A 24,815-nucleotide genomic window follows, 5' to 3' on the forward strand; every position below is an offset into this window, starting at 1 on the left:
AGTGAGTGCGATGTCGGGCGGTGGGGGAAGATACTCGTCATGACCACCGCCGACAACGGTTTCGCCGACCTGGGGCTCAGGCCCGACATCCTCAACGCTCTCACGACCCTGGGCTACGAGGAGCCGACGCCGATCCAGAGTGAAGCGATCCCGCCGCTGCTCGCGGGCAACGACCTGCTCGGGCAGGCCGCCACGGGCACGGGCAAGACGGCGGCGTTCGCGTTGCCCCTGCTCGAACGCATCGCCGACCGGATCGGCAAGGGCGAGAAGCCACTCGCCCTCGTCCTCGCCCCCACCCGTGAGCTGGCCGTGCAGGTGTGCGAGGCGGTGCACCGCTACGGCCGCCACATGGGCGCGCGCGTCCTGCCGATCTACGGCGGCCAGCCCATCGGCCGCCAGCTCCGCGAGCTGTCCCGCGGCGTCGACGTGGTGGTCGCGACCCCGGGCCGCGCGATCGACCACTTGCAGCGCGGCACCCTGCAGCTCGGCGACCTGCAGGTCGTCGTGCTCGACGAGGCCGACGAGATGCTCGACATGGGCTTCGCGGAGGACATCGACGCGATCCTGAGCGAGACCCCGGCCGAACGGCAGACCGTGCTGTTCTCGGCCACGATGCCGCCGCGCATCGACCGCATGGCCAAGAGCCACCTGCGCGAGCCGGTGCTGATCCAGATCGAGCGCGAGAAGACCGAGCCGGGCGAGGCCCCGCGCGTCCGGCAGACCGCGTACCTGGTGCGCCGCGAGCACAAGCCCGCCGCCCTGGGCCGCGTGCTGGACGTCGAGTCGCCCACGGCGGCCGTCGTCTTCTGCCGCACCCGCGACGAGGTCGACCAGCTCACCGAGACGTTGAACGGCCGCGGCTACCGCGCAGAGTCATTGCACGGCGGCATCAGCCAGGAGCAGCGCGACCGCGTGATGGCCCGCCTCCGCTCCGGCACGGCCGACCTGCTGGTCGCGACCGACGTGGCCGCCCGCGGCCTCGACATCGAGCAGCTGACGCACGTCGTGAACTACAACGTGCCGTCCGCCCCCGAGGCGTACACGCACCGCATCGGCCGAGTCGGCCGCGCGGGCCGCGAGGGCGTCGCCATCACGTTGGTGGAGCCGCGCGAGAACTCGATGCTCAAGACCATCGAGCGCGTCACCAAGACCAAGATCCCGATGGAGAAGGTCCCCACCGTCGCCGACCTGCGCGCCCGCCAGCTGGAGCTGACCCGCTCCTCGCTGCAGGAATCGCTGATGGAAGACGACCTCTCGCGCTTCCGCGTGGTCGTCGAAACCCTCGCCGACGAGTTCGACGTCATGGACATCGCCCTGGCCGCCGTGAAGCTCGCCCACGAGGCCTCCGGCGCGGCAGCCGACGAGGAAGAGATCCCCGAGGTCCGCCCGCGCGAGGACCGCGGCCCGCGCCGCGACGGCCCGCCCGGCCCCCGCCGCGAGCGCCGCGGCCCGTCCGAGGGCATGACCAGGCTGTTCCTGGGCGCCGGCCGCTCGTCCGGCATCCGCCCGCAGGACATCGTCGGCGCCATCACCGGCGAGACGAACCTGAAGGGCCGCGACATCGGCGCGATCGAGATCGCGGACCGCTTCTCGCTGGTCGAGGTGCCCGGCCCGAGCGCGAACGCCGTGATCGAGCAGCTGCGCGACGCCACCATCAAGGGCAAGCGCGTCACGATCCGCCGCGAGCGCCAGCCCCGCTGAGCGTGGCCTCGATCAGGAACCGCTGAGAGGTGCTCTCGAACCGGCCGTGCTCCTGGATGTGCTCGTGCATGTCCAGGAGCCGGTCGCGGTAGCCCTCGACCGTGAATCCCGGCACGGTCCACAGCACTTTGCGCAAGAAGTGGACCACCGCGCCGACGTCGAAGAACTGCACCTTCAGCGCCACCGGTTCCAGCTGCAGCACCTCGAACCCGGCGGCCTCGGCCTCCGCGCGGGCCCGCTCGAGAACATGACCGTTGCCCACCGGTTGCGGCCCCATCATGAACTCCGTGAGCTCGCGGTTCGTCCGCTCGCCGATCTGCTGTGAGAAGTAGGTCCCGCCCGGCTTGAGCACCCGCGCGATCTCCGCCCACGGCGTGGCCACCGGATGCCGGCTGATCACCAGGTCGAACACCGAGGACCGGAACGGCAGCGGCCCGGCATCCGGTGCCCGCACGACCAACGGCAGGTTCCGGGCGGCGACGCGGGCGTTCGGCGGCCACGACTCGGTGGCCGCCATCAGCGCCGGCAAGACGGGTGCGGACGCCGTCACCTCGCCGCCACCTGTCTGCAAGTCCAACGCGGACTCCACCGCCGCGAGCCGAGCCGCGATCAACGAGGCGTAGCCCCACGGCGGGCGTTCCTCGGTGGCACGGCCCTCGAACCACGAGAAGTCCCAGCCCTCCAGCGGTACCGCGTCGCCCTCGGCCACCAGGTCTTCGAAGATCCCCATGGCCCGACATGCCACCACAGGTGGGCAGAAGCGGCCACCGAAAAACGGTGTCACCCAGCCGGCTTCGGACCCTGGTAGTCGTTCGTCACGATCACGATCAGACCGGGCGCCGCACCGGTGATGGCGTCGAACCTTGGCGCGACCTGCAAGCGGAGCAGGTCGCCGAGCTCGCGAGCTTCGGCTTCCTCGTTCGTACCGCCGCGGTAGTAAACGGCGCTCGTGGGGATCTTCCCCTGGCTGAAGTTGCCGGTCTCGACCACGTTCCAGCCGAGCGCGTCCGCGTCGTCGCACACGACGGTTGCCAGGCCGGCGATGGTGCTGTTGTTGTAGCAGCGCACATCGCCGCGGACCGGCGCTACCGATGTGGACGATGTGGTGCGCGGCGGTGAGGTCGTCGAGCCGGTTGTCGAAGCCACGGTCGTCTGCTGATCGGCGGAACCCCCACCACCAACGAGCTTCGGCCACCACACCACGCCGAGCACGCCGAAGACCATCACGACGACCACGATCGCGATGACCTCCCGCACGGGCTGCCGCTTCGTCGCGACTGGCGCTGCCGGTGGCCGAGGTCGTAGCCCGGCCTTCTCCCGCAGGTCCGCGACGAACCGGTCTCCTGGCATGGCGCCGCCACGCACGTCCTCGTACTGCACGTTCTGGAACCCGAAGATCGGGGAGCCCTTCAGCAGCAACGGCAGCACGCGCTTGCCCCGGCTCCGCGCCCGAGCCAGCTCCTCGCCCACCCAGTGCGAGCTCTCCGCCTCCGGGGTCATCACCAGGATCAGCGCGGCGCACTCGTCGATCTTGCGGCACACGACCCGGTCCCACCGGTCTCCGGTGTCCAGCTCGTAGTCGAACCAGACGTCGACCCCGGCGACCTCACGCAGGTGGGCGGCGAGCCGGCGTACGTAAGGCCGCTCCTCGCGGCTGTAGCTGATGAAGACCAGCGTCAACGGTGTCCGATCATCGGTGAGCACTGACCGTTGAATCGCGGAGTCACCCACCACCGTTTCGCCACCGAAAAATGGCGGCACCTGCCCGTGGCTGCGAGACGCCGCGTCCTTCTTCGTCTCGCGCACAACAGGGCAGGTGCCGCAGGGGGTTACAACGACCGAACGGCCGCCGGGTTACGCCCTAAGGCGGTATGCCCGAAGGACCGTTTGGTCGACCGAGCTCCCGTCCGCATCCACCGCCACAACGCGTAGCGACACGTAACCCCCAGGCTTCCCACCAGGGGGAACGAGGGACTTCACGGGCACCCAGTTGGCACCGTCGTCGAACGACGCGTAAGCGCGAAGTTCACGGACGGTGGCCGAACCCGCGCCAGGCTGACGCGACGCGGTGAACTTCACCGGCATCGGCGCCCCGGCCCGCCAGCTGTTGCGCAGGTCGACCGGCAGCACGTAGTCCACCTCCAGCAGCGGGAGCTTGCCGTCAGCAGAAGCCGCGAACTCCCACACCGTGTGCACCGAAGTGGACAGAGCCGACGTGTCGCGGGCCGCGTCCAGCGTCAGCGTGTACCGGCCGTCCCGCGCAGGAGCATGGAAAGAGCCCTCCCGCACGTCCGCGTAGCCCAGCACGTCCGAGCCACGGCGCAGTTCCACCGAGCCGTAGCCGCTGTAGCGCCAGTTCTCCACCCAGCCCGAGCCGCCGAACGGCGAGATCCGCGTGTTGATCGTGTCGCCAGAACGGACCACACCGCCGCCCCACGACCACGAGACCAGGGACGGGCGGCCGAACCGCGGTGAGGACACCGCGCGGAGGTTCGAGCGCTCGTACTTGTGGCCCGGCACGTAGGTCACCGGCAACAGGTCCGCCCACGACGTGACGACGGGATCGTCGCCCGCGCCGGAACCGCGGCCGTCGAAGCCCTCCTGGAACCAGCTGACGCCCTTGCCCGCCGAGAAGTACTCGGTGCGTTCCACGGGCGCGGTCAGCGGTTCGTCCAGCGCACCGATGCCGGTGGGCACGGCACCACCGACCACGGGGTAGGTCCGCTGCACGACCTGGCCGTCCCCGCCGGAGGTGTAGTAGCGCGTCTTGACCTCGGCGAGTTCGGAACGACGCACGACCCGCGTTCCGGACGGAAGCGTTCCCTTGTCCTGCAAGAGCAACGAGTACGACACCGGCGAACCGGCGATCGCCCGCAGGGTCAGCCGCGATGCAACGACGTGGTGCTCCGCCACCGCGACCACCGGGATCACGGTCTGCGCGGACTGGGGGAACGGCACCGGTCCGGCCCACAGCACGGCAACCGCGCCCGCTGCCTGCATCTCACGTGCGACCGCGAAGAGGTCCTCGTCACCCGCGGTGCGGACGAGAGCCAGCTTGCCGCGCACGTCCGAACCACGCGCAGCCACGTCGAGCTGGTACGTCCCCGGCTCGAAGTACCTGCTGCTTTCGTAGTACCGCACCGGGATCTCCCCCACCGAAACCCGCGGCTGACCGCCCTTCAACGCGCTGTCGTAGGTCAGCTGCGGCAACGCCGGACCGAACTGCAGCCCGTACGACGGCACACGGCCGTCGATGATGCTGGAGATCGCGTGGATCTTGTCCGCCTTGAACGGCACACGCACCTCGGACTCGCGGTGCCACACCACGGACGAATCCGGCAGCTCGACCCGGATCTGCTTGCCCTGCTTCAGATCCAGCGCCAGCGACACGTCACCACCAAGCGACACCCGACCTGCCACCTCGGTCGCCGACACCGGCGAGTACCAGTCGTAGTTCGCGGTCCGCTCGTCGATCCGGCCGATGATCGCGTAGTCGCCCACAGCGATCCGCGCCGAACCCCGGCCCTCAGCGTCCAGGCTGAGCAGCGTGGCTTCCTGCGACGTGAGGTGTACCGCCACGACGAACTGCCCAGCAGCGGGCTTGCCGTCACGCCCGGTGATCGACACCGACAACGTGTGGCGCTCCTCCTGCACGTACGCGCCAACCGAGGTGGTCAGCGAGACACCAGGAGCAGAAGCCTTGATGTGGCCGTAGAAAGTGCCGTTCGCCTTGCGCGGATCCAGCACCACGTCGACCGACGCCGTACCACCCGCAGGCACCGAAACCGAAGCCGGAACCGTGAAGCTGGCACCCAGATCATGCTCCAACGCAAGAGAAACAGGAGCAGCAGAAGAGTTCGTGTACACAACGGTCCGGGTGACCGGCGAGGTGTGCGGGAACTCCAGCAACCCGTAGGACAGGCTGCCCACCGAAGCGCGCACCGGCTGCGAGACCGCACGAGAAACATCAAGCAACCCGGTACCGACAGCCGAAGGCGAGTCGGCCACGGGCTTGACCGTGCCCATGAGGTGCGCCTTCAGCTCAGCAGCCGACCAGGACGGGTTGCGCTGAGCCAGAACCGCAGCCGCACCAGCGACGTGCGGCGACGCCATCGAAGTACCGGTCAGACGAGCGTGCAGATCGTCGACCGCGTGCTCCCACAAGGTGTTCTCGGCCCGCGCCGCCACGATGTCCGTGCCCGGCGCCGCGATGTCCGGCTTGACCGCGTGGTCACGCAGTCGCGGCCCGCGCGACGACCACTCGTTGACGGCACCGGACTTGGTCAGGTTCGCCACCGCCAGCACTGAGTCGCCGGCGGCAGGTCCGCCGATCTTGACCCGGTCGCCGTAGTTGCCCGCCGCCGCGACGAACAACGCACCGGTCTCCGCCGTCAGCTCGTTCGCCTTCAAAGACAACGGATCCGTGCCGTCAGAGGCATTGCCGCCCAACGACATGTTGACGACCCGGGCCCGAACCTCGCGCGCCGCCCACTCCATGCCGGCGATCACCGCGCTGTCGAAGCAGAACTCGGTCTCACAGACCCGGCCGACCGCCAAGGACGCACCGCGAGCAACACCGACGTACTTCCCACCGCGGCCGGCGATCGTGGCCGCGACGTGCGTGCCGTGTCCGACGTCGTCCTGGATGCCGGACGGCGTGAAGTCCTTCGCCACCGACACCACACCCGCGAGCTCCGGGTGCTTCTGGTCGTAGCCCGTGTCCAGCACCGCGACCGTGACGCCGGTGCCGTCGAACCCGGCCTCCCACGCCGCGGGCGCCCCCACCATCGGCACGCTCTGGTCCAGCGAGACCTTCGACTTGCCGTCGAGCCACAGCTTCTCAGCGCGCAACGCGGCAACACGTCGCGGCGCCCACTGTGCGGCGGCGTCCTTCTTCAGAACCGCCGAAGCAGCACGGAAGCCGTTGCTCAGCAACGGAATCCGGTCGATCTTGTCATCCGTGTACCCGAACGAGCTCAACGACGTGACGTCGAAGAAGCGCTTGTCGACGCGGTCCTGCCCCAACGCATCGACGGCGTCCGCCGGCACGACGTACTGGTGGTCGTCCCGCACGTACTTGGCGAACGACATGCCGGGTCGTCCCTCAACGCGGACGAGCGCCCCTCGCTCGTCCACGACGACCTTGTCCCCGCTGATCAGCGTGATGGTCTTGAGAGATCCGGTGGTAACTCTCGATGGATCCGCCTGTGCGGCCGCCACCGGGCTGATCAGCCCGGCGACGAGCACAGTGGCCACAAAACAGCGTGCTGAACGCACCTGTCCTCCCCTAGGTGTGAACCTCTCCACCCGAGGAGACTCCGAACGTTGCGTGCAGGTTGCTTCACGCACCGCGATAGGTGCCGAAACTCCAGCGGTTGCCCTCGGGATCGGCGACGGTGAAGCCGCGCGAGCCGTAGTCCTCGTCGCGCAGCCCGCGGATCAAGGAGGCTCCCTGAGCCGTGCACTGCGCGTGGATCTCGTCGGGCCGATCGGTCACGACGTAGATGGACCCGGCGCCGACAGCGGTCGCCTCGACCTCTCCGACCGAGCGCTGAGCGGATCCCAGCATCACGCCGCCGCCCTCGGGCCAGACCATCTCGCAGTGCACGACCTCGCCGTCGGCCTCACCGGGCACGACGAGGTGTTCCTTGAACCCGAACGCCTCCACCAGGAAGCGGATCGCGGCGGGAGCGTCGCGATAGGACAACGTGGGCCAACAGGTAGGTGCAGGTGTGGTCATGCCACAACCCTGCGCCCTAGGCCCCCTCGGTGCCTTGTACGAATGGAAGCTCGGCGGCCATCCACTCGGTCGGAGTGGCGCCGCACAACGCCCGCCAGTCCCGGTTGAAGTGCGCCTGGTCGGTGTAACCGCAGGCAGCGGCCACCTCGGTCAAGGTCGGCCGGCGCTCGCCGCGCAGCATCCGGTTCGCCCGCTCGAACCGCATCACCCGGCCCATGACCTTGGGCGTCAGCCCGTACTCCGTCGCGAACCGCGCGCTCAGGTGCTGCCGGCTCCACCCGACCTCGGCGGCGATCTCGCCCACCGGCAGTCCCTCGGAGAGCCGTTGCCACGCCCACGCGACCTCGACCTGCTGGCGAACCGGCCGGACCAGCCGCCCCAGTACCAGATCCAGCTGCGAGAACCGGTCCAGCCACGTCGTCGCGGTCTGGAGCCGTTCCCGCACTTCCACCGCCGGAGCGGCCAGCAAGCCGAGATCGACAGTGGTCCCCGCGAGCTCGCCGGCAGGCAGGCCGAAGAACGCCCGCGCGCCCAACGGCGTGAGGTCGCACTGGACTCCGTGCTGGAACCCGTCGTGGGTGATGATCACCGCTTCGTCGTGCAGCCCACCGCACAACGTCGCGAACCGGCCCTCGGACAGGTCGACCGTGCCGTCCAGCGTCACGACGAGCGTGAGCGAGCGCGACGGCAGGCCGCGGTGCACGCCGGGTTCGGTGCGCATCCGATACCCGGAGTACCGCGTCACGAACGGCCGCAGCCGCGGGTGCGGCAGGCCGACGACGTGCTCGACGTCCACGAACCGATGCTAGAACAACTCGCCCAGCACCAGCAGCCCAGCGCCGACGGGCACCAGGTCGACGCCGTACGACGTGACGCTCACGTCCACCTCCGGCATCGCGCGCAGATACAGATCAGGCGACCGCAGCACCTTTCGTCCACTCAGGACGATCTGGTCCAGGTCCAGCAGCTGAACCAGGTTCTGCACCGCCGCACCGAGCACCCGCGCCGCCTCCACCCCAGAAGAAGCAGCAGCGTGAACCGCTTCGACACAACCCCTCCGGCCACAAACGCACAACGGCCCGTTCAACTGAATGGTGGTGTGCCCGAACTCGCCCGCCCCGGAGCGCGCGCCGCGGTGCACCTCACCGTCGAGGAGCAACCCGACACCCAGACCGGTGCCGACGAACACCAGAGCCGCATCCCGCAGAGGTCTTCGCCACGCCTCGGCGAGCACGGCGGCGTTGGTGTCCTTGTCGACCACGACCGGCAGCCCCAGCCGCTCCTCGGCCAAAGCACGCAACGGCACGGAAGACCACCCCGGCAGACCATGAGGCGACACAACGCCGTCGCGGAAGTCCAGCGGACCGGCGATCCCGATGCCGAGCCCGAGCACCTTCTCCCCCGGCTCGATCAACGGTTCCAACGCGTCCAGCACGTCGGACGGCGTGAACATCGGCGCCAACGGCACGACCGACGTCGACACCACCTCACCGGTCAGATCGAGCCGCACCACCCTCAGCTCGTCGCGGTCGACGTACGCCCCATGAGCACACGCCCCGTCAGCACGCAGCTGAAGCGCCATCCGCGGCTTGCCCCGGCCCCCGTCGCGCACCGCACCGGTCTCCTCCAGCAGCCCGGCGGAGATGAGCCGCGCCACGATCTTCGACACCGCCTGCGGGGTCAAATCCGCCTCGGCAGCGATAGAAGCCCTGCTCAGAGCCCCTGAGCGGACCAGGCGAAGGACTTTCCGGTCGTTGTGCGAACGCAGCGAGGTGAGGTCCACGTAGCAATTATGCAACAGCGTTGCTTTAATGAGAAGCATGACACGAGTCGGACTGCTGGGCTACGGCATCGCGGGACGGGTCTTCCACGCCCCGCTCATCACCTCGACAGAGGGCATGGAACTCGTCGCGATCGTCACGGCGAACCCGGAGCGGCAGGCACAGGCGAGCGCCGCGCACCCGGCCGCCAAGATCGTCACCGCCGACGAGCTGTTCGAACTGGACCTCGACCTCATCGTCGTCGCCACCCCGAACCGAACTCACGTCGAGTACGCGCGTCGGGCGATCGAGAAGGGCGTCGCGGTCGTCGTCGACAAGCCGTTCGCACCGACGAGTGCCGAGGCAAAGGATCTTGTGGCCTCAGCGGAAGCAAAAGGCGTGCCACTCACGGTCTTCCAGAACCGCCGCTGGGACAGCGACTTCCTCACCGTGCGCAAGATCATCGGCCAACTGGGCGACATCCGGCGGTTCGAGTCTCGATACGAGCGCTGGGTGCCGGAGATCTGGGACAACTGGCGCGAGTTCGGCGCTCCCGAAGAGGCCGGCGGGCTGCTCTACGACCTCGGCGCCCACCTCGTCGACCAGGCGCTGCAGCTCTTCGGACCGGTCGCGAGGGTCTACGCCGAACTGGACCGCCGCCGCCCCGGCGCGCAGGTCGACGACGACGTCTTCGTGGCCCTCACCCACAAGAGCGGTGTTCGCTCCCACCTGTGGGCGAACGCGCACGCCGCCAACGCGGGCCCGCGGTTCCGGGTTCTCGGCAGCAAGGGCGCGTTCGTGATCAGCGGCCTGGACGAGCAGGAGGACGCGCTCGACGCCGGCCGTCGCCCGACCGATCCGAACTGGGGCCACGAGGACCGCACCGGTCAGCTCGGTGTCCTCGGCGAGACCACGGACATCGCGGTAGAACCCGGCGCCTACCAGAACTTCTACGCCGAACTGCAGGCCGGACGGATCCCCGTCGACCCCGCGAGCAGCGTCGACGCACTGGAAGTCATCGAGGCCGCCTTCACGTCCGCGCGCGAGAACCGGGTGGTGGAACTGTGACCACGAGCGAAGAACTCCTCGCCCAGGAACGCCGCCTGCAGTTCACGCGATTCGGCAACGACGTCGCGATCGAGCTCGGCCTGCACCTGCTCGACGCCGCCCGTGAGCAGGGCCTGCCGATCGCGATCTCGGTGCAGCGCAACGGACATCGGCTCTTCCACGCCGCGTTGCCCGGCACCGCGCCGAACAACGACAGGTGGCTGGAGCGCAAGGCCCGTGTTGTCGAGCTGTTCGGCCACAGTTCGTTCTACGTTGGCACAACGTTCCGCGAAAAGGGATCGACGTTCGAGGCCGAGTCACGGCTCGATCCGGACCTTTACGCGGCGCACGGCGGCGTCTTCCCGGTCATCCTGCGCGGCACCGGACCGGTCGGCACGGTCGGCGTGTCCGGACTGCCGCAGGCCGAGGACCACGCGTTCGTGGTGACTCAGCTGGAATCGTTCCTGGACTCCCGCGACGCGTAATAGCACGAATAGTCGTTGGTACAAAATCCGGACATCCGTTTCGAGTCACACCGAGAGGCGCAGCGTTGTATTGATACACACCACTTCGAGTGGTTTTCGATCCACTCGTAGTGGTGTTGTATAGCATCTGAGCAAGCCTCACCAATGCGCACAAAAGGGTGATCCTACTGGGCCAAACGAGTACCCTATTCCACACATATACGAATAGAGACGGGTCACCCGCCTGCCGATACACAACTCGTTGCGTAGGGCACCAGTTGTACGCTCCGTAGCAACGGTAGGCGTAAGACACCCACCCGAATGTCGCCTTCTTGGCCCCTTCACAGCCATCAATCGCGAGAACTAACGTCCGTTCCGGCTTATCGGATTGGTCCATTAGCGCATTGAGATAGGTGGGTGTGGGTTGTGACTGTGACGGATTCTGACCTCAATGAGGGCCGTCAGCAGCTGAGTTTGGGCACGGCCGCCGCTCGTAATCTGGCCACGACCACGAAGTCCGTCCCGCAGATGCAGGGAATCACTTCCCGCTGGCTGCTCAAGGTGTTGCCCTGGGTTCAGGCCGCTGGTGGTGCATACCGCGTCAACCGCCGTCTCACCTACACGTTGGGCGATGGCCGCGTTTCGTTCACCAACACGGGCGCCGAGATCCGCGTCGTCCCGATGGAGCTCACCGAACTGTCGCTGTTGAAGGGCTTCGACGACGACGCCGTTCTCACCGCGCTGGCCGGCCGCTTCCAGCAGCACGAGTACGGCATCGGCGACCTCATCGTCGAGAAGGGCCGTCCGAAGGACACCGTCGTGCTGATCGCGCACGGCAAGGTCGACAAGATCGGCACCGGTGAGTACGGCGGCGACACCGTGCTCGGCAACCTGGCCGACGGCGAGTACTTCGGCGAGACCGTGCTGGCCGGGCCGCAGGGCGAGTGGGAGTACTCCGCCAAGGCCGTCACCCCGGTCACCGTGCTCACGTTGTCATGGAACGACTTCCAGGCCCTCAACGGCGAAGCCGGCGGCCTGCGCGCGCACATCCAGCAGGCCTTCAACAGCCGCAACAAGCCGCAGAACGACTTCGGCGAGGCCGAGATCGGCATGTCGGCGGGCCACGACGGCGAGCCGGTGCTGCCCGGCACGTTCGTCGACTACGAGCTCTCGCCGCGCGAGTACGAGCTGAGCGTCGCGCAGACCGTGCTGCAGGTCCACACGCGTGTCGCGGACCTCTACAACCAGCCGATGGACCAGGTCGAGCAGCAGTTGCGGCTCACGATCGAAGCCCTGCGCGAGCGCCAGGAGCACGAGATCGTCAACAACCGGTCGTTCGGTCTGCTGCACAACGCGGACCTCAAGCAGCGCATCCACACCCGCTCCGGCCCGCCCACCCCGGACGACTTCGACGAGCTGCTGTCGATCGTGTGGAAGGACCCCGGTTACTTCCTCGCCCACCCGCGCACCATCGCGGCGTTCGGCCGTGAGCTCAACAAGCGCGGCATCTACCCGCAGCACATCGACTTCAACGGCCAGCAGGTGCCGGCGTGGCGGGGCATCCCGGTGCTGCCGTGCAACAAGATCCCGGTCTCGGACACCCGCACGTCGTCGGTGATGCTGATCCGCACCGGCGAGCAGAACCAGGGCGTCATCGGCCTGCACCAGACCGGCATCCCGGACGAGTACCAGCCTGGTCTGTCGGTGCGGTTCATGGGCATCAACGACCAGGCGATCATCAACTACCTGGTCAGCGCCTACTACTCGGCCGCCATCATGGTGCCCGACGCGATCGGCGTCCTGGAGCACGTCGAGCTCGGTCGCGAGGGCTAAGCGTTGGCGTCCTTCACCATGCCGGAGTTCTACGTGCCGCACCCGGCACGGATGAACCCGCACCTCGAACGCGCCCGCGTCCACTCGACACAGTGGGCGCGGGACATGGGGATGCTCGACACCGGGGTGTGGACCGAGGAGATCCTCGCGGGCGACGACTACGGGTTCATGTGCGCGTGGACCCACCCCGACGCCCCCGCGGAGATCCTCGACCTCATCACGGACTGGTACGTCTGGGTCTTCTACTTCGACGACGAGTTCTTCGCCCTGTTCAAGGATGAAATACAGCTCAAGAAGTCCACGGACGTGGCTCGGGCCAAGGCGTACCTGGACCGGTTGCCGGCGTTCATGCCGATCAACGGCACCGACCCGTCGCCGGAACCGGTCAACCCGACCGAACGCGGTCTCGTCGACCTCTGGCAGCGGACGATCCCGCTGATGTCGGAGGACTGGCGGCGCCGGTTCACCACGAGCACCCACAACCTGTTGCTCGAGTGCATGTGGGAAATCAAGAACATGGCGTCCGGCACCGTCGCCAACCCGATCGAGTACATCGAGATGCGCCGCAAGGTGGGCGGCGCGCCGTGGTCGGCGAACCTGGTGGAGGTCTCCGAGGCTGCTGAGGTGCCCGCGTCCATCGCGGGCACCCGGCCGCTGCGGGTCCTCTCCGACACGTTCTCCGACGCGATCCACCTGCGCAACGACATCTTCTCGTACGAACGGGAAGTGCAGCGCGAGGGCGAGAACTCCAACGGAGTGCTCGTGTTCGAGAAGTTCTTCGGCCACGACACGCAGACCGCGGTCGAGGCCGTGAACACGCTGCTGACCTCCCGGCTGCACCAGTTCGAGAACACCGTCTTCACCGAGCTGCCGACGCTCTTCGCGGAGCACGGGGTCGACCCGCTGGAGCAGGCTCGGGTGCTCAAGTACGTGAAGGGCCTGCAGGACTGGCAGTCCGGCGGGCACGAGTGGCACCTGCACGCCGGCCGCTACACGAAGGTCGAAGGCGGCGGCGCGGGCAATTCCGCGTTCTTCCGCACGATCCTGCGCGGGCCGACCGGCCTGGGCACGTCCGGTGCGTGGCTGGGGGTGGCACGTGGTTGAGTTCGACATGCCGTTCGCGGCAAGGCTTTCACCCCATGTCGACCGCGTCCGCCAGCACACCAAGACGTGGGTACGGGACATGGGCATGCTCAACGGCGCGCCCTGGACCGAGGCGTTCTACGACGCGGCGGACTACGGCGGGTTCGGCCCGCTGACCCACCCGACCGCGTCGCTGGACGACCTGAAGCACATCAACGACTGGCACACGTGGGGTTTCTACCTGCACGACACGTTCCGGGAGGGCTTCCTCCGGCCGCGCAACGTCGCGGGCGGCAGGGCGTTCGTCGCACGGCTCAAGGAGATCCTCGGCAACCCGTCGGTGCTGCCGATGATCCCCGCCGAGAAGGGGTTCGCGGACCTGGTGTCGCGGTCCACTTTGGACTCCAATGACCGGGACGGCGTCATCGGCCTGCTGGACGGACTGCTCTGGGAGCTCCACAACACCGCCCAGGGCCGCGTGCCGGACCCGATCGACCTCGTCGAGATGCGCCGCAAGACCAACGGCGGTGACCTGTCGGCGGCGCTCGCGCAGAAGTCCGTGGGCGCCGAGCTGCCCGCGGAGTTGTTGAGCAACTCCACGATGCGGGCGCTGGTCGACTCGTTCGGCGACGTTCCCGGGCTGCGCCAGGAGATTCTCGGGTTCGACGTCCTGTACGGCACGGGCGCCAGCACGACCAGCGCGGTGCTCGCGGTGCAGCAGTTCTTCGAGTGCGAGCTGCAGCAGGCCGTCTCCGTTGTCGGTGACCTGGTCGCGGCGCGGTTGCGGCAGATCGGCTCGATCATCGCCGAGCTGCCGTCGATCGCGGACGAGTACGCGCTCGACGAGGCCGCACGTGCCGGGCTGCACCGGTACGTCGAAGCTCTGAAGTCGTGGCTCGCCGGTGAGCTGCTCTGGTCGCAGAGATCCGGCAGATTCAGCTTCTCCCCCAACCCCACCCGGAAGTTCCACTCCCCCACCGGACTCGGCACACAGGCACATCAAATACGCCGAAAAGCAGGTGTTTGAGGTCGAGCCGACGAAAAGCATGTCGGCTCGACCTCAAACACCGTCCTGGTTCGTCAATAGATTGGAATCGCAGTGACTGTTACCGATCCGGGCCTTGGGGTCGAGGACCAGCAGATGAGCCTGTCGCGGGCCGCTGCGCGCAACCTCGCGACGACCACCAAGTCCGCACCGCAGATGCAGGGGATCTCGCCCCGCTGGCTGCTGCGAATGCTGCCGTGGGTCGAGGCCAAGGGTGGCGCGTTCCGGGTCAACCGGCGCCTGAGCTACGCCGTCGGTGACGGTCGTGTCACGTTCACCAGCGTCGGTTCCGAGGTGCGGGTCGTGCCGCAGGAGCTGTGCGAGTTCCCGCTGCTGCGCGGGTTCGAGGACGAGGCCGCGCTGACCGCGCTCGCCAACCGCTTCGAGCAGCGCGAGTACGAACCGGGTGAGGTGATCGCGGAGCGCGGCCACCCCGCCGACTCGATCATCGTGATCGCCCACGGCAAGGTGACCAAGACAGGCCTCGGCGAGTACGGCGACGAGGTGTCGCTGGGCACCGTCGCGGACGGGGAGCACTTCGGTGACAACGAGGTGCTCGCCGGTGTCGAGGCGGAGTGGGGCTTCACCGCGCGTGCGCTGACACCGACCACGGTGGTGGTGCTGTCGCGGGCCACGTTCAACCAGCTCAACGGGCAGGTCGAGCCGTTGCGCGACCACATCGCGCAGCAACTGGCGAACCCGTCGAACGCGGCGAACAAGCACGGTGAGGCGGAGATCCGCCTGGCGTCCGGCCACGACGGCGAACCGGTGCTGCCCGGCACGTTCGTGGACTACGAGCTGCGTCCACGTGAGTACGAACTCTCGGTGGCGCAGACGATCCTGCGCGTCCACACGCGTGTGGCGGACCTCTACAGCCAGCCGATGGACCAGGTCGAGCACCAGTTGAGGCTGACGATCGAGGCCCTGCGCGAGCGGCAGGAGTTCGAGCTCATCAACAACAAGGAGTTCGGCCTCATCGCGAACGCCGACCTCAAGCAGCGTGTCAGCACCAAGTCCGGCCCGGTCACGCCGGACGACATGGACGAGCTGATCTCGCGGCGCCGCAACACCAAGCTGATCCTGGCGCACCCCAAGGCGATCGCGGCTCTGGGCCGGCAGCTGTCGTCGCGCGGGCTGTACGCGCCGACCGTCGAGGTCGAGGGCAAGCCGCTGCAGTCGTGGCGGGGCATCCCCATCGCGCCGTGCGACAAGATCCCGGTCAACAAGAACGGCACCACGTCGATCCTCGCCATGCGCCTGGGCGAGGAGAAGCAGGGCGTCATCGGCCTGCGCCAGACCGGTATCCCGGACGAGTACGAGCCCGGCCTGAACGTGCGGTTCATGGGCATCGACGAGCACGCGATGCTCAAGTACCTGGTGTCGACGTACTACTCGGCCGCCATCCTGGTGCCGGACGCGCTGGGCGTGCTGGAGAACGTGGAGATCGGTCTCTAGCGATGACAGCGGAAATGACCGAACCCCTTGCCGCCGGGAGACCGGCGGGCGAGGTGCTCGCGTGGAGCCGGGGGCTCGTGCTCCCGGCTCTGCGCAAGGCCGTCGAACAGCTGCCGCCGTCGATGCGCACGATCGCGGAGTACCACCACGGGTGGCGCGACGAGTACGGCAACCCGGTGCTGGAGAACGGCGGCAAGGCGATCCGGCCGGCGTTGGTGCTGCTGGCGGCCGAGGCCGTCGGCGGCTCCGCCGCCTCCGCGGTGCCGGCGGCGGTCGCGGTGGAGCTGATCCACAACTTCTCGCTGCTGCACGACGACGTGATGGACCGCGACACGATCCGCCGCCACCGCGCCACGGCGTGGACGGTGTTCGGTGTCAACGCGGCGATCCTGGCCGGTGACGCCTTGCAGACGTTGGCCGTGGACGTGCTTGCTGCGTCCGGACATCCGCGTGCGCTGGACGCGATCCGGACGTTGGGTGACGCGGTGGTGGCGTTGCTCGACGGGCAGGCCTTCGATCTCGACTTCGAGACGCGGACCGACGTCGTGGTGTCCGAAGTGGAGCAGATGGCGCGCGGCAAGACCGGTGCTTTGCTGGGTGCGTCAACGGCTCTGGGCGCGCTGTACGGCGACGGCACCGACGAGCAGGTCGAGGCCATGCGCGGCTACGGCGCCGAGCTGGGTCTGGCGTTCCAGCACGTGGACGACCTGCTCGGCATCTGGGGTGACCCGGCGGTGACGGGCAAGGCCGCGCACTCGGACCTGGCCAACCGCAAGAAGTCCCTGCCGGTCGTGCATGCGCTGACCGCGGGTGTTCCGGCTTCCGGCGAGCTCGCGTCGCTCTACTTCGGCATGCAGGAGATGAACGCGGAAACGCTTGCGCGGGCTGCCTGTCTGGTCGACGCGGCTGGTGGCCGGGCGTGGAGCCAGACACAGGCCGACGAGCTGCACACGCAGGCGTTGGTTCATCTCGGCGAGGCCTCCCCGACCGCGCGTGCGGCGGTGGAGCTCGGCACGCTCGCCCAACTGGTCACCCACCGCGACCACTGAAAGGCCCTTGATGACGGAAAATCCGCCGCGTTCGGTGCTGCTCGCCTCACCCCGGTCGTTCTGCGCCGGGGTGGAGCGCGCCATCGAGATCGTGGAACGACTGCTCGACCAGCGTGGCGGCCCGATCTACGTGCGCAAGCAGATCGTGCACAACGTCCACGTGGTGCGCGGCCTGGAAGCTCGTGGCGCCGTGTTCGTGGAGGAGCTGTCCGAGGTGCCTCCCGGTGCCACGGCGGTCTTCTCGGCGCACGGCGTCTCCCCCGCCGTGCGCGCTGAGGCCGTCGAACGGTCGTTGGAGGTCCTCGACGCGACGTGCCCGCTGGTGGCGAAGGTGCACACCGAGGCGCGCCGGTTCGCCGAGCGCGGTGACACCATTGTGTTGGTCGGACACGCCGGGCACGAGGAGGTCGAAGGGACGCTGGGCGAAGCTCCCGACCAGATGGTGCTGGTGGAGACCGTCGAGGACGTTGAGGCGTTGGAGATCACCGGGCCGGTGTCGTACCTGACGCAGACGACGCTGGCCGTGGACGAGACGGCCGAGGTGATCGAGGCACTGCAGCGGAAGTTCCCTGAACTGCGCGGACCTGGGTCTGACGACATCTGTTACGCCACCACGAATCGGCAAATCGCGATCAGGGACGTTGCCGAGCAGTCGGACCTGGTTCTGGTGGTGGGCTCGAAGAACTCGTCCAACTCGGTGCGGATGGTGGAGCTTGCTTTGCGCACCGGCACGCCCGCCTACCTGATCGACGACGCCTCGGAGATCGACCCGGCCTGGCTGGTCGGGGTGTCGCGAGTCGGGTTGTCCGCCGGCGCTTCGGCTCCTCCCGAGCTGGTGGACGAGGTCGTGGCGGCGTTGGGGTCGGTTTCCGTGTCCACGCACACGACCGCGGTCGAGACGATCTCCTTCACGGTGCCGCTGGCGGTGCGCCGTGCTGGCTGACATCACCTCGCCCGCTGACGTTCGGGCGCTTGCTTCATCCTCGCTCTGCTCGCTGGCCGAGGAGATCCGGTCGTTCCTGATCTCGAAGGTGCACCGGACCGGCGGTCATCTCGGGCCGAACCTCGGTGCCGTCGAGCTGACGATCGCGGTGCACCGGGTCTTCACCTCGCCGGCTGACGTGGTGTTGTTCGACACCGGGCACCAGTCCTACGTGCACAAGATGCTGACCGGGCGTTGCTCGGACTTCGACTCGCTGCGCCAGGCGGGTGGGCTGTCCGGCTATCCCTCCGCGGCCGAGTCCGCGCACGACGTCATCGAGAACTCGCACGCGTCCACGGCACTGTCCTATGCGGACGGTCTGGCGAAGGCCTTCGAGCTGGGCGGCGCCGACCGCCGGGTGGTCGCGATCGTCGGCGACGGTGCGCTGACGGGCGGGATGTGCTGGGAGGCGTTGAACAACATCGGCGGCTCTTCACGGCCGGTCGTGGTGCTGCTGAACGACAACGGACGCTCTTACGACCCCACTGCGGGCGGGTTCGCGGCCTCGTTGCTCAACGGTTCGGCACGTGGGCTGTTCGAGGCTTTGGGGTTGGCCTACATCGGTGAAGTCGACGGGCACGACGTACACGCGGTCGAGAACGCCCTGTGGGAAGCGAAATCTCTCGGGCGGCCTGTCGTCGTGCACTGCAAGACCGTGAAGGGCAAGGGATACACAGCCGCCGAGACCGATGAGGCGGATCGCATGCACGCGGTCGGAGCCTCTGGTTCTGCTGGTGGCCGCACGTGGACCGATGCCTTCTCCGACGAGATCGCGGCCATCGGCGCGGAACGGCCGGACGTCGTCTGCCTGACCGCGGCGATGCTGGAACCGGTGGGGTTGCGGCCGTTCTCCTTGAAGTTCCCTTCGCGGGTCTTCGACGTGGGGATCGCCGAGCAGCACGCCGTGACGTCCGCCGCCGGGATGGCGATGGGCGGGCTGCACCCGGTCGTCTGCGTCTACGCGACGTTCCTGTCGCGGGCGTTCGACCAGTTGCTGATGGACGTCGCGCTGCACCGGCTGCCGGTGACGTTTGTGCTGGACCGGGCGGGTGTCACCGGCCCGGACGGCGCTTCGCACCACGGCATGTGGGACGCCTCGGTGCTGCCTGTCGTTCCCGGACTCCGGCTGGCTGCTCCGCGTGATCCGGCCTCTTTGGCCGAGTTGCTGCGTGAAGCCGTCTCCGTGTCCGACGGCCCAACGGTTCTGCGCTATCCCAAGGCTTCGGTGGGGCCTGACATTCCCGCTGTGCGGCGGGTGAGCCACTTCGACGTGTTGCGCGAGGTTCCGGACGCAGAGGTGCTGCTGATCGCGGTGGGTCCGTTGGCCGGCCAGTGCCTGGCCGCGGCGGAAGAGCTTGCCGCGCACGACGTCCGCGTCAACGTGGTCGACCCGCGCTGGATCGCGCCGCTGGATCCGCACCTCGTCAAGTACAGCGGTCAGCACCGCCTGGTCCTGGCGGTCGAGGACACCACTTCCACCGGTGCCTTGGGCTCGCGGTTGGGTCAAGCTCTGGCTGGGAGTGGTACATGCGTCGCGACCTTCGCCTTGCCACCGCGGTTCCTGCCGCACGACTCACGCGCTCGCATCCTGCGCGCGCACGGGTTGGACGCGGCCGGCATCACGACGAGCGTGCTGAAGCGCCTCGGCGTGAAGTGACGTACCACCCGATCGCAAAACTCACCGCGATCGCCCCCACACCCACGACCGGCGCCTTGACCTCCGCGGGCAGGTCGAGCGGGCGCATCGCCGTGGCGAGGCTGAGCAGAATCGGCCCCTGCACGATGAACGCGACGTAGGCGGACCGCGCCAGGCCTTCAGTGAACGACCCCTGGCCGGTCAACCTGCGCTGGGCCAGCCCGATGAGCCACAGACTGCCCGCCACGACCAGAATCCCCTCGATCAACGCCAGCGCCAGCGCCTGCCACTTCCATCCGCCGAGGAACGGTTCGGCGTTCGTGGCGAGGTCGAGCACTCCCATCGCGGCCGCGGCGATCGGCAACACCGCGATCGTGCCGATGACGACGTTGCGAGTGGCCTTGTAGATCTCGTCCGGCACCCGTTCCGCGAGCTTGCGGCCACCGATCGCGCCCAACAGGAACATGCCGAGGCACTGCGGCCACCACCACAGGTGCAGGTCGCCGACCTGCCCGCTCCTGGCCGGGAAGACCAGCCTGGTCAGGAACGTGGTGCCGGCCACCAGCATCGTCATACCCACCACGGTCTTCGTGGTGATGGCGTGCTCTTTGATCGGCGGTCCGAGGGCCACCAGGACGCTGAAGATGAGCAGCACGCCCACGAACCACAGCGATCCGCTGTCCAGCAACGGATCCCGGTGCGTCAACGCGTGCCACCAGCTGACATGCTGCCCCGCCCCGTTGTAGGCGATCCACACGAACGTCGGCCAGACGACGACCGCGCTGACCACCCACGGCACCCCGAGCCGGACGAGCCGGTCGAGGATGAACCTGCTGCGTCCTTTGCGCTCAACCGAGCCGGGCGTGAAGATGCCGGCCATGAAGTAGAAGGTGCCCATGAAGAACAACCCGGACGGCCCGATCAACGCCGCCAGCACGGTCTCCACGCCGGGGTGGAACGTGACTTCGTTGACCTCGTCGTACGGCCAGCCGCCGATCGCGGCGTAGCCCAGCAGCGCGTGGCCGCCGATGACCCACGCCACGAGGATCACCTTCAGGTTGTCCACAGCGGACAATCTCACGCTTTCCATGGTCCGCTTCTGGGCGCGCTCGCGCCAGCGGCCAAGGGGCGGACGACTCCCCGCTCACCGTTGGTGTGCGCACGGTTCAGTTCTGTGGCCGGAGAACGGCCCGACCCAGCACCCAGCCCGACCCAGCCCAACTCAGAGCTCCGTTCAACTCAGCGCTCAGCGCGTTCAGGGCTCGTGCCGTCCAAGGAGCTCGACGCGACCTGGCGCTCCGCCCTGCTCAGAGGACTCTCGGCTACTCAGCGCTCGATCAGACTCAGGGCTCGACGCGGCTCATGACCGGCCGCGGCTCGGCACAGAACCCGGCACGGCCCGACGCCACGCCCGATCCACCGCCCGGCCCGACCCCAGGACTCGACGCTGCCCAGCATCCGGCCCGAATCACCAGCTGGCTCGGGCCCCAGCGCCCAACCAAACTCAGCGCTCGACACGGCTCACGACCAAGCTCGGCTCAACGCTCGACACGGCTCACAACCGGCCGCGACTCGGCACAGAATCCGGCACGGCCCGGCGCCAGGCCCCGACGCCAGGCCCGACCCAGCACCCCGCACGCCCCAAGACTCGACGCGGCCCAAGACTCGACGCGGCCCAAGACTCGACGCGGCCCAGCATCCGGCCTGAATCACCACCTTGCTCGGCCCCAGCGCCCGACTCGGCTCAGCGCCCGACCCAGCCCACCAGACGACCCAGCCCACCAGACGACCCAGCCCACCAGACGACCCAGCCCACCAGACGACCCAGCCCACCAGACGACCCAGCCCACCAGACGACCCAGCCCACCAGACGACCCAGCCCACCAGACGACCCAGCCCACCAGACGACCCAGCCCACCAGACGACCCAGCCCACCAGACGACCCAGCCCACCAGACGACCCAGCCCACCAGACGACCCAGCCCACCAGACGACCCAGCCCACCAGACGACCCAGCCCACCAGACGACCCAGCCCACCAGACGACCCAGCCCACCAGACGACCCAGCCCACCAGACGACCCAGCCCACCAGACGACCCAGCCCACCAGACGACCCAGCCCACCAGACGACCCAGCCCACCAGACGACCCAGCCCACCAGACGACCCAGCCCACCAGACGACCCAGCCCACCAGACGACCCAGCCCACCAGACGACCCAGCCCACCAGACGACCCAGCCCACCAGACGACCCAGCCCACCAGACGACCCAGCCCACCAGACGACCCAGCCCACCAGACGACCCAGCCCACCAGACGACCCAGCCCACCAGACGACCCAGCCCACCAGACGACCCAGCCCACCAGACGACCCAGCCCACCAGACGACCCAGCCCACCAGACGACCCAGCCCACCAGACGACCCAGCCCACCAGACGACCCAGCCCACCAGACGACCCAGCCCACCAGACGACCCAGCCCACCAGACGACCCAGCCCACCAGACGACCCAGCCCACCAGACGACCCAGCCCCGCCCATGACGCAGCCCTGCCCACGACGCAGCCCTGCCCACGAAGCCTGCCTACGGGCGGTCGCCGGTGTACACGCCCAGCGCGCGGAACCGCAGCCCCGGCTCGGTGTACTCCTCCATCGCGTGCGCGATCCACCCCACGATCCGGGCGATCGCGAAGATGGCCTCCCCCGCGTCCGGCGGCATCTCGAACATCAGGCCGAGCTGGGCCAGCGCGAGGTCGATGTTCGGGAACGTCTGCTGTTGCGTGGCGATCACTTTGTCCGCCACCAGGTCGCCGTGGCTCCTCAGCACGGCGAGCAGGTGGTCGGCGCGCGGGTCGCGGAACTCGTAGACGCGGTGACCGAAGCCCGGGATGGGGCGGCCGGAACGCAGGTACTCGGCCACGGCGCTCATCGGGTCGGCTTCGGCCTGGGCCAGGAACCGGTGCGCGATGGTGACTGCGGTGCCGTGCTTCTGGCCCTCCATCGCGCCCAGGCCGGCGCCGACCACGGCGTACGGGTGGGCGCGGGCCGAGGCGGCCACGCGGGCGGCCATGGTCGAGATGGCCAGGTCGTGGTCCGCCAGCAGGATCAGGGCCGCGTTGAGCACGTCTGGCTGTGCCGGCAGGGGTGAGAGGCGAGCCCAGAGGCGGTCGGCGATGTCGGTGCCCTGTGGTTTGCTGACCAGAGGCAGGGATTCGACTACGTCGGCGATCAGGGCCTTGGCCGTCGTGATCGCGCGGGCCAGGTCGAAGCGGAGCGGGTCGCCGGCGCTGGCGATCGCCACGGCCACGCGGATGCGGTCGGTGAGGTTGGCGCTGTCCGGCAGCGCCATCCAGATCTCCTGGCCCTCGGGGAACTGCATGCCGACGGTGTCGATCTCGGTCCACAGCCAGTGGGCGACGTCCTCGAAGCGCTTCGTGCCGCTCAGCTCCGGGACCGAGCGGCCGCGGTAGTAGAGGCGGTCGTTCTCCAGCAGCGAGATGCGCGTGCGGATGCGATCGGTCACAGCGGCCACTGCTCCGCGTGCACCAGTGCGTTGGGCCAGGGCTTCTACCTCGGCCACGTCGAACATGCTCTGACGGTTGCGCTTTGTGCTGGTCAGGAGCCCGCGACTGACGTACGCGTACACCGTCGCCGGCTTCACGCCCAGGCGCCGGGCAGCTTGATTCGTCGTCAACATTGATTCCATCAACATTGACTGTACATGACATGTTGACGGAGCCTGTTGTCCATGTTGATTGATGCACCCAAAGGGCTTAAAGATGTCGTCGTCACCACGACCCTGATCGGGGACGTGAACGGTGCCGCGGGCTACTACCACTACCGCGAGCACGACGCGATCGAGCTGGCCAGGACGCGGACGTTCGAGGAGGTGTAGTTCCTCTTCGTGGAGGGGCGGCTGCCGAGCCCCGAGGAGGCCGCGCTCTTCGCCACGCAGACTGCGACTCAACGCCACTTACCAGCGACTATCAGCGAGGTGCTGCCCGCGATCGCGCGGTCGGGCTGCACGGCGCTCGCGGGACTGAGGACGGCGCTGTCGATGTTGCCGTCGCAGCCGATGTGGGACGCGCCGATGAGCAGCAGGAAGGCGGACGCGCTCCGGGTCAGCGCGATGACGCCGACGATCCTGGCTGCACTGCATCGACTCAAGCTCGGACTTGATCCAGTCAACCCCAGGGTTGATTTGTCAACGTCGGCGAACTGGTTGTACATGTTGACTGGACTGGAGCCGTCAACGTGGACGAGTCGTGCAGTAGAGCAGTACTTGATCGCGACGATCGACCACGGGTTCAACGCGTCAACGTTCACTGCACGCGTGGTGGCCAGCGCGGGAGCCGACGTCGTGTCGGCGGTGACGGCGGCGATCGGGACGTTCTCGGGGCCGTTGCACGGAGGCGCGCCGGACCGGGCGCTGGAGGCGCTGGACCTCATCGGCACGCCGGACAACATCGATCCCTGGGTCCGGGAACGCATCGAGCAGGGCGACCGGATCATGGGTTTCGGCCACGCCGTCTACAAGACCGAGGACCCGCGGGCGCGCCTGCTCAAGGAGATCGCGCTCGAGAACCCGAACGAGCTGACGACCTTCGCCGTCACGGTCGAGCGCCGCGTGACAGAGCTGCTGGCCGAGCTCAAGCCCGGCCGGCAGCTGTACGCGAACGTGGAGTTCTACGCCGGCGTGGTGATGGAGCTGTGCGACATCCCGCGGGAGATGTTCACGCCGACGTTCGCGTGCAGCCGGGTGATCGGGTGGTGTGCCAACGCGCTCGAACAGTCCGAGGACACGAAGATCATCCGCCCGGTCGCCCGCTACACGGGGCCCGTGCCCAGGGTGAACCAGCATTGAATCAAGTGAGGTACCGCAGGTCGTTGCGCACGCGGATGCGGTCGCGGTCGGTGACGTCGGTCGAGCCTGCCAGACCGGTGTTGCGGTCGCGGTGCCGGTCGAGCCAGACGGAGACAACTGCCAGGACTAGGACGATCGCTGCAAGAGTCATGGCACTAAGTT

At 68.3% G+C, this 24,815-nt stretch carries 21 protein-coding genes; 12 read left to right on the forward strand and 9 right to left on the reverse strand.

All coding sequences use genetic code 11. The features are described from left to right. The first annotated feature begins 39 nt into the window (after nt 1-39). Entirely contained in the window at nt 40-1,701 is a 1,662-nt protein-coding gene (locus tag LFM09_RS25995; RefSeq protein ID WP_414099153.1) for a DEAD/DEAH box helicase, read from the forward strand. Here the strand turns inward: LFM09_RS25995 and LFM09_RS26000 are convergent. The 6 genes from LFM09_RS26000 to LFM09_RS26025 all read right to left on the reverse strand — a co-directional run bounded on the left by LFM09_RS26000 (nt 1,670) and on the right by LFM09_RS26025 (nt 9,224). Further along, a complete protein-coding gene (locus tag LFM09_RS26000; RefSeq protein WP_414099154.1) occupies nt 1,670-2,431 on the reverse strand; it encodes a methyltransferase domain-containing protein in 762 nt (253 codons plus the stop codon). The genes LFM09_RS25995 and LFM09_RS26000 overlap by 32 nt on opposite strands. Before the next feature lie 50 nt (nt 2,432-2,481). After that, entirely contained in the window at nt 2,482-3,405 is a 924-nt protein-coding gene (locus LFM09_RS26005; protein WP_414099155.1) for a TIR domain-containing protein, read from the reverse strand. A 150-nt stretch (nt 3,406-3,555) separates the two neighbouring features. Then, the gene (locus LFM09_RS26010) at nt 3,556-6,978 is read right to left on the reverse strand and encodes a S8 family peptidase (protein WP_414099156.1); all 3,423 of its coding nucleotides are present in this window, start codon (nt 6,976-6,978) and stop codon (nt 3,556-3,558) included. Nucleotides 6,979-7,042: 64 nt separating this feature from the next. Further along, the gene (locus LFM09_RS26015; protein WP_414099157.1) at nt 7,043-7,441 is read right to left on the reverse strand and encodes a VOC family protein; all 399 of its coding nucleotides are present in this window, start codon (nt 7,439-7,441) and stop codon (nt 7,043-7,045) included. A 16-nt stretch (nt 7,442-7,457) separates the two neighbouring features. Then, nucleotides 7,458-8,237 (reverse strand): helix-turn-helix domain-containing protein, encoded by a 780-nt coding sequence (locus LFM09_RS26020; RefSeq protein ID WP_414099158.1) that lies wholly within the window; start codon nt 8,235-8,237, stop codon nt 7,458-7,460. A gap of 9 nt (nt 8,238-8,246) precedes the next feature. Next, entirely contained in the window at nt 8,247-9,224 is a 978-nt protein-coding gene (locus LFM09_RS26025) for an ROK family transcriptional regulator (RefSeq protein ID WP_414099159.1), read from the reverse strand. Nucleotides 9,225-9,252: 28 nt separating this feature from the next. On the opposite strand from LFM09_RS26025, the gene LFM09_RS26030 reads away from it, so the two are divergent. From LFM09_RS26030 to LFM09_RS26070, 9 genes are all read left to right on the forward strand, one after another. Beyond that, a complete protein-coding gene (locus LFM09_RS26030) occupies nt 9,253-10,269 on the forward strand; it encodes a Gfo/Idh/MocA family oxidoreductase (protein WP_414099160.1) in 1,017 nt (338 codons plus the stop codon). After that, the gene (locus tag LFM09_RS26035) at nt 10,266-10,733 is read left to right on the forward strand and encodes a heme-degrading domain-containing protein (protein WP_414099161.1); all 468 of its coding nucleotides are present in this window, start codon (nt 10,266-10,268) and stop codon (nt 10,731-10,733) included. Before LFM09_RS26030 ends, LFM09_RS26035 begins: the two co-directional genes overlap by 4 nt. 405 nt (nt 10,734-11,138) lie before the next feature. Then, nucleotides 11,139-12,545, forward strand: a complete 1,407-nt coding sequence (locus LFM09_RS26040) for a family 2B encapsulin nanocompartment shell protein (RefSeq protein WP_414099162.1) — start codon at nt 11,139-11,141, stop codon at nt 12,543-12,545. A gap of 18 nt (nt 12,546-12,563) precedes the next feature. Then, complete coding sequence (locus LFM09_RS26045; RefSeq protein WP_414099163.1) at nt 12,564-13,649, forward strand: terpene synthase family protein; 1,086 nt, start codon at nt 12,564-12,566, stop codon at nt 13,647-13,649. Further along, on the forward strand, nt 13,642-14,655 hold the full coding sequence (locus LFM09_RS26050) for a terpene synthase family protein (protein WP_414099164.1): 1,014 nt from the start codon (nt 13,642-13,644) through the stop codon (nt 14,653-14,655). The genes LFM09_RS26045 and LFM09_RS26050 overlap by 8 nt, the downstream gene beginning before the upstream one ends. Nucleotides 14,656-14,769: 114 nt before the next feature. Beyond that, the gene (locus LFM09_RS26055; protein ID WP_414099165.1) at nt 14,770-16,128 is read left to right on the forward strand and encodes a family 2B encapsulin nanocompartment shell protein; all 1,359 of its coding nucleotides are present in this window, start codon (nt 14,770-14,772) and stop codon (nt 16,126-16,128) included. 14 nt (nt 16,129-16,142) lie between these two features. Next, complete coding sequence (locus LFM09_RS26060) at nt 16,143-17,177, forward strand: family 2 encapsulin nanocompartment cargo protein polyprenyl transferase (RefSeq protein ID WP_414099166.1); 1,035 nt, start codon at nt 16,143-16,145, stop codon at nt 17,175-17,177. Nucleotides 17,178-17,187: 10 nt separating this feature from the next. After that, a complete protein-coding gene (gene ispH / locus LFM09_RS26065) occupies nt 17,188-18,120 on the forward strand; it encodes a 4-hydroxy-3-methylbut-2-enyl diphosphate reductase (RefSeq protein ID WP_414099167.1) in 933 nt (310 codons plus the stop codon). Then, the gene (locus LFM09_RS26070) at nt 18,110-19,816 is read left to right on the forward strand and encodes a 1-deoxy-D-xylulose-5-phosphate synthase (protein ID WP_414099169.1); all 1,707 of its coding nucleotides are present in this window, start codon (nt 18,110-18,112) and stop codon (nt 19,814-19,816) included. The genes ispH and LFM09_RS26070 overlap by 11 nt, the downstream gene beginning before the upstream one ends. Here LFM09_RS26070 and LFM09_RS26075 read toward each other — a convergent pair. Together LFM09_RS26075 and LFM09_RS26080 are read right to left on the reverse strand one after the other, a co-directional pair. Beyond that, a complete protein-coding gene (locus LFM09_RS26075; RefSeq protein ID WP_414099170.1) occupies nt 19,779-20,885 on the reverse strand; it encodes an acyltransferase family protein in 1,107 nt (368 codons plus the stop codon). The two genes, LFM09_RS26070 and LFM09_RS26075, sit on opposite strands and share 38 nt — an antisense overlap. Nucleotides 20,886-22,373: 1,488 nt before the next feature. Then, nucleotides 22,374-23,495, reverse strand: coding sequence for a citrate synthase (locus tag LFM09_RS26080; RefSeq protein WP_414099171.1), 1,122 nt, complete (start codon nt 23,493-23,495; stop codon nt 22,374-22,376). Between the two features lie 42 nt (nt 23,496-23,537). On the opposite strand from LFM09_RS26080, the gene LFM09_RS26085 reads away from it, so the two are divergent. Both LFM09_RS26085 and LFM09_RS26090 read left to right on the forward strand, forming a co-directional pair. Then, nucleotides 23,538-23,684 (forward strand): hypothetical protein, encoded by a 147-nt coding sequence (locus LFM09_RS26085; RefSeq protein ID WP_414099173.1) that lies wholly within the window; start codon nt 23,538-23,540, stop codon nt 23,682-23,684. 9 nt (nt 23,685-23,693) lie between these two features. After that, nucleotides 23,694-24,653, forward strand: a complete 960-nt coding sequence (locus tag LFM09_RS26090; protein ID WP_414099174.1) for a citrate/2-methylcitrate synthase — start codon at nt 23,694-23,696, stop codon at nt 24,651-24,653. 1 nt (nt 24,654) lies between these two features. Here the strand turns inward: LFM09_RS26090 and LFM09_RS26095 are convergent, their stop codons facing one another. Then, nucleotides 24,655-24,804, reverse strand: a complete 150-nt coding sequence (locus tag LFM09_RS26095; protein ID WP_414099175.1) for a hypothetical protein — start codon at nt 24,802-24,804, stop codon at nt 24,655-24,657. Between the last annotated feature and the right edge of the window lie 11 nt (nt 24,805-24,815).

The organism is Lentzea alba, from assembly GCF_047445655.1.
GTDB classification, from domain to species: domain Bacteria; phylum Actinomycetota; class Actinomycetes; order Mycobacteriales; family Pseudonocardiaceae; genus Lentzea; species Lentzea alba_A.

Bases quoted from the DNA above. Each gene is read 5' to 3' on its own strand.
- LFM09_RS26060 (WP_414099166.1), top strand. From the start codon at position 16,143: ATGACCGAACCCCTTGCCGCCGGGAGACCGGCGGGCGAGGTGCTCGCG.
- LFM09_RS26080 (WP_414099171.1), bottom strand. From the start codon at position 23,495: ATGGAATCAATGTTGACGACGAATCAAGCTGCCCGGCGCCTGGGCGTG.
- LFM09_RS26085 (WP_414099173.1), top strand. From the start codon at position 23,538: ATGTTGATTGATGCACCCAAAGGGCTTAAAGATGTCGTCGTCACCACG.
- ispH (WP_414099167.1), top strand. From the start codon at position 17,188: ATGACGGAAAATCCGCCGCGTTCGGTGCTGCTCGCCTCACCCCGGTCG.
- LFM09_RS26045 (WP_414099163.1), top strand. From the start codon at position 12,564: ATGCCGGAGTTCTACGTGCCGCACCCGGCACGGATGAACCCGCACCTC.
- LFM09_RS26000 (WP_414099154.1), bottom strand. From the start codon at position 2,431: ATGGGGATCTTCGAAGACCTGGTGGCCGAGGGCGACGCGGTACCGCTG.
- LFM09_RS26095 (WP_414099175.1), bottom strand. From the start codon at position 24,804: ATGACTCTTGCAGCGATCGTCCTAGTCCTGGCAGTTGTCTCCGTCTGG.
- LFM09_RS26055 (WP_414099165.1), top strand. From the start codon at position 14,770: ATGAGCCTGTCGCGGGCCGCTGCGCGCAACCTCGCGACGACCACCAAG.
- LFM09_RS26075 (WP_414099170.1), bottom strand. From the start codon at position 20,885: ATGGAAAGCGTGAGATTGTCCGCTGTGGACAACCTGAAGGTGATCCTC.
- LFM09_RS26030 (WP_414099160.1), top strand. From the start codon at position 9,253: ATGAGAAGCATGACACGAGTCGGACTGCTGGGCTACGGCATCGCGGGA.
- LFM09_RS26015 (WP_414099157.1), bottom strand. From the start codon at position 7,441: ATGACCACACCTGCACCTACCTGTTGGCCCACGTTGTCCTATCGCGAC.
- LFM09_RS25995 (WP_414099153.1), top strand. From the start codon at position 40: ATGACCACCGCCGACAACGGTTTCGCCGACCTGGGGCTCAGGCCCGAC.